The organism is Luteimonas sp. MJ250 (assembly GCF_039548455.1).
Taxonomy (GTDB): domain Bacteria; phylum Pseudomonadota; class Gammaproteobacteria; order Xanthomonadales; family Xanthomonadaceae; genus Luteimonas.
Map to the genome: position 1 here is coordinate 270,272 of NZ_JBCLVB010000010.1, position 11,324 is coordinate 281,595.

12 protein-coding genes and 1 tRNA gene are annotated in these 11,324 nt (G+C 67.2%); all 13 read right to left on the reverse strand.

The annotated features are described in order from the left end of the window. Window position 1: 1 nt before the first annotated feature. A complete protein-coding gene (gene nuoI / locus WCE37_RS04800; RefSeq protein ID WP_343255754.1) occupies window positions 2-490 on the reverse strand; it encodes an NADH-quinone oxidoreductase subunit NuoI in 489 nt (162 codons plus the stop codon). Continuing rightward, window positions 490-1,599: an NADH-quinone oxidoreductase subunit NuoH gene (gene nuoH / locus WCE37_RS04805; RefSeq protein WP_343278360.1), complete on the reverse strand. Its 1,110-nt coding sequence runs from the start codon at window positions 1,597-1,599 to the stop codon at window positions 490-492. The genes nuoI and nuoH overlap by 1 nt, the downstream gene beginning before the upstream one ends. Continuing rightward, complete coding sequence (gene nuoG, locus WCE37_RS04810) at window positions 1,596-3,842, reverse strand: NADH-quinone oxidoreductase subunit NuoG (RefSeq protein ID WP_343278361.1); 2,247 nt, start codon at window positions 3,840-3,842, stop codon at window positions 1,596-1,598. The genes nuoH and nuoG overlap by 4 nt, the downstream gene beginning before the upstream one ends. Then, window positions 3,839-5,185: an NADH-quinone oxidoreductase subunit NuoF gene (gene nuoF / locus WCE37_RS04815; RefSeq protein ID WP_343278362.1), complete on the reverse strand. Its 1,347-nt coding sequence runs from the start codon at window positions 5,183-5,185 to the stop codon at window positions 3,839-3,841. The genes nuoG and nuoF overlap by 4 nt, the downstream gene beginning before the upstream one ends. 14 nt (window positions 5,186-5,199) lie before the next feature. Beyond that, window positions 5,200-5,727, reverse strand: a complete 528-nt coding sequence (gene nuoE / locus WCE37_RS04820) for an NADH-quinone oxidoreductase subunit NuoE (protein WP_343278363.1) — start codon at window positions 5,725-5,727, stop codon at window positions 5,200-5,202. Next, complete coding sequence (locus WCE37_RS04825) at window positions 5,724-7,022, reverse strand: NADH-quinone oxidoreductase subunit D (RefSeq protein WP_343278662.1); 1,299 nt, start codon at window positions 7,020-7,022, stop codon at window positions 5,724-5,726. Before WCE37_RS04825 ends, nuoE begins: the two co-directional genes overlap by 4 nt. Before the next feature lie 2 nt (window positions 7,023-7,024). After that, entirely contained in the window at window positions 7,025-7,813 is a 789-nt protein-coding gene (locus tag WCE37_RS04830; protein ID WP_343278364.1) for an NADH-quinone oxidoreductase subunit C, read from the reverse strand. Continuing rightward, complete coding sequence (locus tag WCE37_RS04835; protein ID WP_343278365.1) at window positions 7,806-8,393, reverse strand: NADH-quinone oxidoreductase subunit B family protein; 588 nt, start codon at window positions 8,391-8,393, stop codon at window positions 7,806-7,808. The genes WCE37_RS04830 and WCE37_RS04835 overlap by 8 nt, the downstream gene beginning before the upstream one ends. After that, a complete protein-coding gene (locus WCE37_RS04840; RefSeq protein WP_343278366.1) occupies window positions 8,384-8,740 on the reverse strand; it encodes an NADH-quinone oxidoreductase subunit A in 357 nt (118 codons plus the stop codon). Before WCE37_RS04840 ends, WCE37_RS04835 begins: the two co-directional genes overlap by 10 nt. An 87-nt stretch (window positions 8,741-8,827) precedes the next feature. Continuing rightward, a tRNA-Leu gene (locus WCE37_RS04845) sits at window positions 8,828-8,912 on the reverse strand. A 55-nt stretch (window positions 8,913-8,967) separates the two neighbouring features. Continuing rightward, entirely contained in the window at window positions 8,968-9,411 is a 444-nt protein-coding gene (secG, locus tag WCE37_RS04850) for a preprotein translocase subunit SecG (RefSeq protein WP_343255746.1), read from the reverse strand. 25 nt (window positions 9,412-9,436) lie between these two features. Continuing rightward, window positions 9,437-10,189 carry a triose-phosphate isomerase gene (gene tpiA, locus WCE37_RS04855; protein WP_343255745.1) on the reverse strand — a complete coding sequence of 251 codons (753 nt, stop codon included), beginning with the start codon at window positions 10,187-10,189 and terminating at the stop codon, window positions 9,437-9,439. A 79-nt stretch (window positions 10,190-10,268) separates the two neighbouring features. Continuing rightward, the gene (locus WCE37_RS04860) at window positions 10,269-11,222 is read right to left on the reverse strand and encodes a 2-oxoglutarate and iron-dependent oxygenase domain-containing protein (RefSeq protein WP_343255744.1); all 954 of its coding nucleotides are present in this window, start codon (window positions 11,220-11,222) and stop codon (window positions 10,269-10,271) included. Window positions 11,223-11,324: the final 102 nt, after the last annotated feature.

Sequence of the window (11,324 nt, forward strand, 5' to 3'; positions counted from 1 at the left end):
CTTACCTGTATGCCGCGTCGGCGGCGCGACGCTCTGCGATTTCCGTTTCGAGGCGGTCGCCCAGCGCCAGCAGCTGCGACTTGGTGACGACGTTCTCGCCACGGTTCTCGAAATGGTATTCGTGGATGTGGGTCTCGACGATCGAGTCCACCGGGCACGACTCCTCGCAGAAGCCGCAGAAAATGCACTTGAACAGGTCGATTTCGTAGCGCGTGGTGCGCCGCGTGTTGTCCTCGCGCTGTTCGGAATCGATGGTGATGGCCAGCGCCGGACACACGGCCTCGCACAGCTTGCAGGCGATGCAGCGTTCTTCGCCGTTCGGGTAGCGGCGCAGCGCGTGCAGCCCGCGGAAGCGCGCGGACTGCGGGATCTTCTCCATCGGGTACATCATCGTGTACTTGGGGCGCCAGAGGTACTGGAACGTCAGCTTCAGGCCGCTGATGATCTCGATCAGCAGCAGGCTCCTGGCCCAGGAAACGAACTTGCCCATCACGCACCTGCCTCGAACACGCCGAAGTACGCCATCAACGCCGTCACCGCGATCCAGGCGATGGACAGCGGAATGAACACCTTCCAGCCCAGGCGCATGATCTGGTCGTAGCGGTAGCGCGGGAACGTCGCGCGGGACCAGACAAAGCAGCTGGCGAAGAAGAACATCTTGGCGAACAGCCACCACCAGCCGTCACCCAGCAGCACCGAGAGCACCGGGATGTCGGGGACCCAGGCCGCCGGGATCGGCGACAGCCAGCCGCCAAGGAAGAAGATCACCGTGAGAATGCTCACCAGCAGCATGTTCGCGTACTCGGCCAGGAAGAACAGCGCGAACACCGCGCCCGAGTATTCGACCATGTGGCCGGCGACGATCTCGCTCTCGCCCTCGACGACGTCGAAGGGCGCGCGGTTGGTCTCGGCCACGCCTGACACGAAATAGATGATGAACAGCGGCAGCAGCGGCACCCAGAACCACTCGAGGAAGCCGGAGTTGCCCGACTGCGCCATCACGATCTCGCTGAGGTTGAGGCTGCCTGCGGCAACCATCACGCCGACCAGGGCGAAGCCCATCGCGATCTCGTAGCTCACCACCTGCGCCGCCGATCGCATCGCGCCCAGGAAGGCGTACTTCGAGTTCGAGGCCCAGCCGGCGATGATCACGCCGTATACGCCCAGCGAGGTCATCGCCAGCAGGTACAGGATGCCGGCGTTGGCATTGGAGAGCACCAGCTGCGCATCGAACGGCACCACCGCCCAGGCCGCGAACGCCGGCGCCAGGGTGATCAGCGGCGCCAGGATGTACAGCACCTTGTGCGCTTGCGCCGGCTGGATGACTTCCTTGAACAGCAGCTTGAAGACGTCTGCGAAAGCCTGCAGCACGCCGAAGCCGACGTACATCGGCCCGTGGCGCACATGCATCCAGGCGATCAGCTTGCGCTCCCAGACCACGTAGAAGGCGACGGCGATGATCACCGGCATCGCAATCGCCAGGATCAGCAACACCAGCCAGATGACGGTGCCGATGGCGCCGAGCGAATCGAGCCAGGCGCGGAAGGGTTCGAGCCAGCCGAGGAGCACGGTGCTCGTATTGGTCGTCGTCGTGCTCATGCGGCCTCCACCCGCACCGCGCCGGCGCCGAGCGCCGCGGTGGCGCCATAGCCGGATTCGATCAGGGCGGCGCCGCGGGCCACGCCGGTGCTGACGGCCACCTGCAGGGTTCCCGTTCCGGTGCCGTTGGATACGCGCGCCATGGCGCCCTCACGCAGGCCTGCGGCGGATGCATCGTCGGGGTTGAGCGTGATGCGCGGACCAACCGTGAGCGGGTGCGCCTGCAGGGCAGCGGCGCGACGGGTCACGCCGTCGACGCGGTAGATCGCCTGCGACACCGCCAGCTCGAGGCCTTCGCCCGCGGCTGCAACGGCTTCACCGCGTGCGACGTCGACCTGGCGCGGCACCATCAGCGCACGCGCGCCGGCGAAGTCGGTGAAATCGAAGCCGTCGAGGCCGAGGAGCCCGCCAAGCGCACGGAGTGCCTTCCAGCCCGGACGCGCTTCGCCCGGCAGCTTGCCGCCGGCGACGCTGCGCTGGTCGCGACCGTCGACGTTGGTCAGGGTGGCGTCGAGCTCGGGCAGCAGTCCGATCGGCAGGATCACGTCGGCAACGCGGCGCGTGGATGCGCACGCGAAGTGGCTGAAGGCCACCACCTGCGCAGCACCCAGGGCCTGCATCGCCTTCGCCTGGTCGGCGAAGTCCAGCCCCGGCTCGATGCCGTAGAGGACGTAGCCGGCGCGCGGCTGGGCGAGCATGGCGCCGGCGTCACGCGAGGCCGGCAGCACGCCGTGGCGGGCAAGCCCGACCGCGTTCGCGCCCTGTGGCACGCGGCACAGCGCGGCGTTGATTCGACCGGCGAAACCGGCCGCGGCGGTGCGGATTGCGGCGGCGTGGATACCGCATTCGGCAACCGCGCCCACGATGACGACCGGCCGCGCAGCGCCCTGCAGCGCATCGGCCAGTTCGGCGGACGCCAGCGCATCGGCGATCTTCGACGGCGCCACGATCGCCTTGTGGCTGATATCGAAGGTGAAGTCGAAGTCCACCGGATTGACCACGTGCACCTTGGCACCCGCGCGCCATGCCTTGCGGACGCGCTGGTGGACCAGCGGCAGCTCATGGCGCAGGTTGCTGCCGACGATGACGATGGCGTCGGCCTTCTCGATGTCGTCGACCGGCATGCCGAAGACCTCGGCCACGGCGCCGTCGGAGAGGTCATGCTGGGCGATGCGGTGGTCGAGGTTGCCGGTACCCAGGGCCTCGGCCAGGCGGGCGACGAGGGCACCCTCCTCGTTCGAGGTTGCCGGATGCACCAGGATGCCGAGGTCGTCGGCGGCGTTGTCGCGCAGGATCTGCGCGGCCTTCGCCAGCGCCTCGTCCCAGCTCGCCTCGCGCCAGTCGGCGTCGTCACCGTTGCTTGCAACGCGCAGCAGCGGGCGCATCGCGCGATCCTCTGCGTACAGGCCCTGGTGCGAATAGCGGTCGCGGTCGGACAGCCAGCACTCGTTGACCGCCTCGTTGTCGCGCGGCACGGTGCGCATCACTTCGCCGCGGCGGGTGTGCAGGAACAGGTTGCTGCCGAGCGCGTCGTGGTAACCCAGCGACTCGCGCGCGATCAGCTCCCAGGGACGGGCGCGGAAGCGGAACACCTTGTTGGTCAGCGCGCCCACCGGGCAGACGTCGATCACGTTGCCGGAGAGCTCGGTGGTCAGCGGCTTGCCGTCGTAGGTGCCGATTTCGAGGCTCTCGCCACGCTGCATGCCGCCCAGCTCGTAGGTGCCGGCGATTTCCGCGGTGACGCGGATGCAGCGCGTGCAGTGGATGCAGCGCGTCATCTCGGTGGCCACCAGCGGACCGAGGTCCTCGTCGGCGACCGAACGCTTGCGCTCGACGAAGCGGCTCACCGAGCGGCCGTAGCCCAGCGACAGGTCCTGCAGCTCGCACTCGCCACCCTGGTCGCAGACCGGGCAGTCGAGCGGATGGTTGATCAGCAGGAACTCCATCACGTTGCGCTGCGACCGCAGCGCCTTTTCGCTGCGCGTCTGCACGCGCATGCCGTCCATCACCGGCGTGGCGCAGGCCGGCGCAGGCTTGCCCATCTTCTCAACGTCGACCAGGCACATGCGGCAGTTCGCCGCGATGGCCAGCTTGTCGTGGTAGCAGAAGCGCGGGATCGGGATGCCGGCCTTGTCGGCGGCCTGGATGATCATCGAGCCCTTGGGCGCGGCCATCTCCACGTCGTCGATGAAGACGGTGACGTGGTCGGGCGGCAGGTTCGGGTTTACCGGCTGCGCGCTCATGCCGCGACCTCCGGGTTGGCGTCGACGATCGAGCGGCCGTGCTCGATGAAGTATTCGAATTCGTGCCAAAAGTGGCGCAGGAAGCCCTGCACCGGCCATGCGGCCGCTTCACCGAAGGCGCAGATGGTGTGGCCCTCGATCTGGCCGGCGGACTCGCGCAGCATCTCGACGTCGGCCATCGTGGCCTTGCCCTCGACCATGCGCGACACCATGCGGTACATCCAGCCCGTGCCTTCGCGGCAGGGCGTGCACTGGCCGCAGGATTCCTGCCAGTAGAAGCGCGAGATGCGCTGGCAGGCGCGCACCATGCAGGTGCTGTCGTCCATCACGATCACGGCACCCGAACCCAGTCCGGAACCCGCCTTCTGCAGCGCGTCATAGTCCATGGTGAGGCCCATCATGGTGTCGCCCGGCAAGACCGGCATCGACGAGCCGCCCGGGATCACTCCCTTGAGCGTGCGCCCAGGGCGCAGGCCGCCGGCCATTTCCAGCAGGTCGGCGAACGAAGTCCCAAGGCGGACTTCGTAGTTGCCCGGCTTCATCACGTGACCGGAGACGGAGAAGATCTTGCAGCCGCCGTTGTTGGGCTTGCCCAGGCCGGCGAACCACTCGGGGCCGTTGCGGATGATCGCCGGCACCGAGGCATAGGTCTCGGTGTTGTTGATCGTCGTCGGCTTGCCGTACAGGCCGAAGTTGGCCGGGAACGGCGGCTTGTAGCGCGGCTGGCCCTTCTTGCCTTCCAGCGACTCCATCAGCGCGGTTTCTTCGCCGCAGATGTAGGCGCCGGCGCCCAGCGCGTTGTGGATGTCGATGTCCACGCCGCTGCCGAGGATGTCACGGCCCAGCCAGCCGTGCGCATAGGCCTCGGCCAACGCTTCCTCGAGGTGCTCGAAGGGCTCGTGGTGGAACTCGCCGCGAAGGTAGTTGTAGGCGACCGTGGACCCGGTGGCGTAGCAGGCGATCGCCATGCCCTCGATCACCGAATGCGGGTTGTAGCGCAGGATGTCGCGGTCCTTGCAGGTTCCCGGCTCCGACTCGTCGGAGTTGCAGAGGATGTACTTCTGCACGTCGCCCTTGGGCATGAAGCTCCACTTCAGGCCGGTCGGGAAGCCTGCGCCGCCGCGGCCGCGCAGGCCCGACTGCTTGACCATCTCGACGACGTCGGCCGGCGGAATCTTCTCGCTCAGCAGCTTGCGCAGCGCCTGGTAGCCGCCGGTCTTCAGATAGTTCTCGTACGACCACGGCTTGTCGAAATGCAGCGTGGTGTAGACGGCCTGGTGCTCCTTCGGCGCGGGGCCGACGGGGCCGTAGCCTTCGGAGACGTGGGTGTTGTGATGCGCCATGCCTGCGTCCAGCCTCACTTCAATCCGTCGAGCAGCTCGTCCACCTTCGCGGTGTCCAGCTTCTCGTGGTAATGGCCGTTGATCACGACCACGGGGGCGCCGCAGCACGCGGCCACGCATTCTTCTTCGCGCTTGAGGTAGACCCGGCCATCGGCAGTGGATTCGCCCACCTTGCAGCCGAGCTTCTTCTCGGCGTGCGCGACCAGGTCCTCGGCACCGTTCAGCCAGCAGCTGATGTTGGTGCAGAAGGCGACGTTGTGACGGCCGACTTCCCTGGTCTCGAACATCGAATAGAAGGTCGCGACCTCGTACGCCCACACCGGCGGGATGCCGATGTAACCGGCCACGCCGGCGATCAGCTCGTCGGTCAGGAAACCACCGTTCTGCTGCTGGGTGGCGAACAGGCCCTGGATCACGGCCGAGCGCTTGCGATCGGGCGGGAACTTGGCCACCCAATGGTCGATGTGCGCGCGCGTCTCATCGCTGAGCACGACCATCGGGTCGACATTGCGCGCGTTCTCGAAGTTGCCGGTTGCTTTCATCGGTCCACTTCTCCGAAGACGAGGTCATAGGTGCCGACCATCGCCACCACGTCGGACAGCATGTGTCCCTTCACCACGGAATCCATCGACGACAGGTGCGCGAAGCCGGGCGCGCGCAGGTGCACGCGGAAGGGCTTGTTGGCGCCGTCCGAGACCAGGTAGCAGCCGAACTCGCCCTTGGGCGCCTCGACGGCCTGGTAGGTCTGGCCGGCAGGTACGCAATAGCCTTCGGAGAACAGCTTGAAGTGGTGGATCAGGGCTTCCATGTCGTCCTTCATCTCCTCGCGGGAGGGAGGTGCGACCTTGAAGTTGTCGACCATCACCAGGCCAGGGTTGGCACGCAGCCACTCCACGCACTGGGCGATGATCCGGTTGGACTCGCGCATCTCGGCAACGCGCACGAGATACCGGTCGTAGCAATCGCCGTTGGTGCCCACGGGGATCCTGAAGTCGACCTGGTCGTACCTCGCGTAGGGCTGCTTCTTGCGCAGGTCCCACTCGATGCCCGAGCCGCGCAGCATCACGCCCGACATGCCCAGGGCCATGGCCTGCTCCGGCGGAATCACGCCGATGCCGACGGTGCGCTGCTTCCAGATGCGGTTCTCGGTCAGCAGGGTCTCGTATTCGTCGATGCGCGAGGGGAAGTCCTTGGTGAACGCTTCCAGGAAGTCGAGCATCGACCCTTCGCGCCACTCGTTGAAGCGCTTGAGCTTGTTGCCCTTGCGCCACGGCGACTCGCGGTACTTCGGCATGTGGTCCGGCAGGTCGCGGTACACGCCGCCGGGGCGGTAATAGGTCGCGTGCATGCGCGCGCCGCTGACCGCCTCGTAGACGTCCATCAGCTCTTCGCGCTCGCGGAACGAGTACAGCATCACCGCCATCGCGCCGAGGTCGAGGCCGTTGGAGCCGATCCACATCAGGTGGTTCAGCAGCCGCGTGATCTCGTCGAACATCGTGCGGATCCACTGCGCCCGCTCCGGTGCCTCGATGCCCAGCAGCTTCTCGATCGCGAGCACGTAGGCGTGCTCGTTGCACATCATCGACACGTAGTCCAGGCGGTCCATGTAGCCGATCGACTGGTTGAACGGCTTGGACTCCGCCAGCTTCTCCGTGCCGCGGTGGAGCAGGCCCACGTGCGGATCGACGCGCTGCACGACTTCGCCGTCCATTTCCAGGATCAGGCGCAGCACGCCGTGCGCAGCCGGATGCTGGGGACCGAAGTTCAGCGTGTAGTTGCGGATCTCCTGGCGTGCCTCCGCCGGGTTGCTGGCCAGCAGTTCGCTTGGGGGCTGCATGCTCACTTGGCGTCTCCTGCCGGCGCGACACCGCGCACGGGACCGACCTTCAGGTCGCGTGCCTCGCCGCGCGCGGTCGCGAGATGGGCGTCGTCGCGGATCACGCGAGGCACCAGCACGCGCGGCTCGACCGAAGTCACCGGCTCATAGATCACGCGCTGCTTTTCGGCGTCGTAGCGGACTTCGACGTTGCCGATCAGGGGGAAGTCCTTGCGGAACGGATGGCCGATGAAGCCATAGTCGGTGAGCAGCCGGCGCAGGTCCGGGTGGCCGGGGAACACGATGCCGAACAGGTCGAAGGTCTCGCGTTCGAACCAGTTCACGCCTTCCCAGACGTCGCACAGGGAGTCGACCATCGGCAGCACATCGTCCGGCGCATGGCAGGTCACGCGCAGGCGGCGGTTGTTGGCGATCGAAAGCAGCTGCACCACGACCGAGAAGCGGTTCTCGGGCAGCGGGATCGCGCCAACGCCATCCGGATCATCAAGCTGCTGGCTGGGCGTCTCGCCGTAGCGGAAGCGGCCGGGACCCTGGCCCTCGACGCCGCGGCTGAAGCCCTCGGATGAGGAATTGGTGTCCCACTCGTCGGTGCCGTAGCCCAGGTGGTCGACGCCACAGAGGTCGATCAGGACCTCGAAGCCGAACTCGTCGCGCAGCACGCGGCAGCCTTCGCGCCATTCGCCGGCGCCCAGCACCAGGCCGACTTCGCCGCGCGGCAGCGCGACCTCGACAAAGCCCTGCGGGAAGCGCGCGTGCAGGCGCGCGGCAAACGCCGTCGCGGACTCAGACATTGCGCTGTCCCGTCTTTTCATCGCCGAAGTTGCTGGAACGGCGGATCTTGCGCTGCAGCTGCAGGATGCCGTGCACCAGGGCCTCGGCCGTCGGCGGGCAGCCCGGCACGTAGATGTCGACCGGCACCACGCGGTCGCAGCCGCGCACCACCGCGTACGAGTAGTGGTAGTAGCCGCCGCCATTGGCACAGCTGCCCATGGAGATCACCCACTTGGGGTTGGGCATCTGGTCGTAGACCTTGCGCAACGCCGGGGCCATCTTGTTGACGAGGGTGCCGGCCACGATCATCACGTCCGACTGCCGCGGCGACGGGCGGAACACCACGCCGTAGCGGTCCAGGTCCATGCGCGCCGCACCGGCGTGCATCATCTCCACCGCGCAACAGGCGAGGCCGAAGGTCACCGGCCACATCGACCCGGTACGCGCCCAGTTGAGCAGGATGTCCGAGCTGGTGGTGACAAAGCCCTGTTCCAGCAGCGGGTTGTCGCCTTCCGGACGCAGGATGTCATCGACGCGCCCCTCGGGCAGCGGGTTGCTTGCGGCATTCGCAAGGCTGCGGGCCGCCTGGATCACTCCCATTCGAGCGCTCCCTTCTTCCACACGTAAATGAAGCCGATCAGCAACATGCCGACGAAGATGCCCATCTCGACCAGGCCGAGCACGCCGAGTTCGCGGAACACGGTCGCCCACGGCACGATGAAGATGATTTCCAGGTCGAAGACGATGAACTGGATGGCGATGAGGTAGTAGCGGATGTCGAACTGCATCCGCGAATCTTCGAACGGGGCGAAGCCGCATTCGTAGGCCGTGAGCTTCTCGGCGTTGTAGAACTTCGGGCCCAGGGCATTGCCTATGACGACCAGGGCAATGCCGATTCCGGTTGCGACAAACAGAAACAGCAGGGTCGGCAGGTATTCGGCCAGCACGGTGTTCCCTCGGCTACGGGACGCATGCGCGCCCCTTTGCTAGCTGGTGCCAGGCGCGACCGTGACCGGCCGCGCCTGGCGCTTGTATGGTGCCCAAGGGGGGACTCGAACCCCCACGACCTAAGCCGCTACCACCTCAAGGTAGTGCGTCTACCAATTCCGCCACCTGGGCAAATTTCTACACTGTCTCCGTACGCTTGTACGAAGGCGCGATATTGTAATCGCTATCAGCCGCCCTGCGGGACTTCCTGCCCCGTTTCCCCCTGTGCGGGGGGCGGTGCGGCGGGCGGCTGGGCCTCGGGCGCGGCCGGAACCGCGGAGCCGGGCGCCGCGGGCGCCGTACCCGGGGCCGCCGGCACTTCGCCGGGGGCCGCGGGCGCGGAGGGGATTTCTGACATCACGCCCAGGTCGACCGCGGAAGGGCCCGCCTGGGTTGCCATCCTCGTGGCCTGCCAGGCCATGAAAAGGGTCAGCGCGAAGAACACGATGGCGAGCCACTTGGTGGACTTGCTCAGGAAGTTGGAGGCGCCACGCGCACCGAAGACGGTGGCGGATGCACCGCCGCCGAAGCCCGACCCTGCCTGTGCGCCCGCGCCACGCTGCATGAGGATCAGCGCGATCAGCGAGAGGGCGACGAGCACGAAGGCGATATTGAGGATGAGTTGCAGCATGGTTCCGTTCTCTTGGGCCCGGCGGTCAGCGCGCCGCCGCGGCCACGATGGCCATGAAGTCCGTGGCCACCAGCGAGGCTCCGCCGATGAGGCCTCCATCGACGTCGGCCATGGCGAACAGCTCGGCGGCGTTGGCGGGCTTCACACTGCCGCCGTAGAGGATCGGCAGTGAATTTCCAATGGTAGCACCCCGCGCGGCAACCTCGCTACGGATGAACGCATGGACCTCCTGCGCCTGCTGCGGCGTGGCGGTCAGCCCGGTGCCGATGGCCCACACCGGCTCGTAGGCGACCACGGCGGTTTCGAAGCCCTCCGCGCCCACCAGATCGAGCACCGGGCGCAGCTGGCCGGCGATCACCGACTCGGTCGAGCCACCTTCGCGATCTTCGCGCGACTCGCCGACGCAGAGGATCGGGCGCAGGCCGGCAGCCAGCGCCGCGGCGAACTTGCGCGCGACCAGCGCGCTGTCCTCGGCGTGGTACTGGCGCCGCTCGGAGTGACCGACCAGCGCGAAGCGCGCACCCACGTCGGCCAGCATCGCGGCGGAGATTTCGCCGGTGTATGCGCCATCGGCATGGGCGCTCACGTCCTGCCCGCCGAAGCCGATGCCACGCGCGCCCCAGGCGGACACGAGGCCTTCCAGATGGGTCGCAGGCGGCAGCACCACGACGTCCACGCCAGCGGCCGGCAGGCCCGGCGCCATGTCGGCCAGCAGGGTTGCGGCGGAGCTGCGGCTGCCGTTGAGCTTCCAGTTGCCGGCGACGATGCGTGCGCGCATGTTCAGACCTCGGGATATGGCGGGGCCGCAGAGTCTAGGCCTTCGCGCACGTTCCTGCATGCGCGCGCAGCACCCGCGCTCAGGCCAGCTTGATCTCGCGCAGCCGCTCTTCCAGGTAGCCGTGGGCCGTGATCGGCTCCGGGTAACGGCTGGGGTTGTCGGCGGTCACGCAGGAAGGCAGCACGTCGATCAGGAAGTCCGGGTTCGGATGCAGGAAGAACGGCACCGAATAGCGCGGCTGGCGCGCGAGTTCGCCCGGCGGATTGACCACGCGGTGGATCGTGGACGGATACACGTGGTTGGTCAGGCGCTGCAGCATGTCGCCGATATTGACCACGATGGTGTCGGCGTCGGCGGTGAACGGCACCCACTCGCCCTCGTGCGAACGCACCTCGAGGCCGGCGGCGCTGGCGCCGACCAGCAGCGTGATCAGGTTGATGTCGCCGTGGGCGCCGGCGCGCACGTTGGGGATGTCGTCGGCGGTGATCGGCGGGTAGTGGATCGGGCGCAGGATCGAATTGCCGAAGTCGGTCTTGTCGGCGAACCAGTGTTCCGGCAGGTCGATGTGCAGGGCCAGCGCGCGCAGCACCTGCGAGCCGAGCGCATCCAGCGCCTGGTAGAGCGCATAACCCTTGTCGCGGAACGTCGGCACCTCGGCCGGCCACTGGTTGGGCGGCATCACGTCGCGGTAGCCGGAGTCATCGGCGATCTCGCGGCCGATGTGCCAGAACTCCTTGAGGTCGAAGTGCTTCGAATCCTTCGCAGTCTCTACGCCAAAGGGCGTGTAGCCGCGGGCACCGCCGCCGCCGGGCACGTGGTAGGCCTTCTTGGCATCCTCGGGCAGTGCGAAAAAGGCCTTGAAGGCCTCGTAGGCTTCGGAGATCAGATCCTGCGGGATGCCGTGGTTGCGGATGCCGGCAAAGCCCCACTCGCGGTACGCGGCGCCCAGCTCATCGACGAAGGCCTGGCGGTCTTCCGGGCTGGCGGGATGGGTGAAGCGGCGGATGTCGAGGGTGGGGATTCGCGGTGCCATGGTTCGCTCAGGAAGGCGCGCCCGGGGTGGGGACGCTGAAGGCCCATGATACCGCCCGCATTCGCCCGGTTGCGCCGTTCCTGCCCAGCCTTTCCGTCGCTG

Bases quoted from the DNA above. Each gene is read 5' to 3' on its own strand.
- secG (WP_343255746.1), bottom strand. From the start codon at position 9,411: ATGCTGCAACTCATCCTCAATATCGCCTTCGTGCTCGTCGCCCTCTCG.
- nuoE (WP_343278363.1), bottom strand. From the start codon at position 5,727: ATGAAAGCAACCGGCAACTTCGAGAACGCGCGCAATGTCGACCCGATG.
- WCE37_RS04860 (WP_343255744.1), bottom strand. From the start codon at position 11,222: ATGGCACCGCGAATCCCCACCCTCGACATCCGCCGCTTCACCCATCCC.
- nuoG (WP_343278361.1), bottom strand. From the start codon at position 3,842: ATGAGCGCGCAGCCGGTAAACCCGAACCTGCCGCCCGACCACGTCACC.
- nuoI (WP_343255754.1), bottom strand. From the start codon at position 490: ATGGGCAAGTTCGTTTCCTGGGCCAGGAGCCTGCTGCTGATCGAGATC.
- WCE37_RS04825 (WP_343278662.1), bottom strand. From the start codon at position 7,022: ATGCAGCCCCCAAGCGAACTGCTGGCCAGCAACCCGGCGGAGGCACGC.
- tpiA (WP_343255745.1), bottom strand. From the start codon at position 10,189: ATGCGCGCACGCATCGTCGCCGGCAACTGGAAGCTCAACGGCAGCCGC.
- WCE37_RS04830 (WP_343278364.1), bottom strand. From the start codon at position 7,813: ATGTCTGAGTCCGCGACGGCGTTTGCCGCGCGCCTGCACGCGCGCTTC.
- WCE37_RS04835 (WP_343278365.1), bottom strand. From the start codon at position 8,393: ATGGGAGTGATCCAGGCGGCCCGCAGCCTTGCGAATGCCGCAAGCAAC.
- nuoH (WP_343278360.1), bottom strand. From the start codon at position 1,599: ATGAGCACGACGACGACCAATACGAGCACCGTGCTCCTCGGCTGGCTC.
- nuoF (WP_343278362.1), bottom strand. From the start codon at position 5,185: ATGGCGCATCACAACACCCACGTCTCCGAAGGCTACGGCCCCGTCGGC.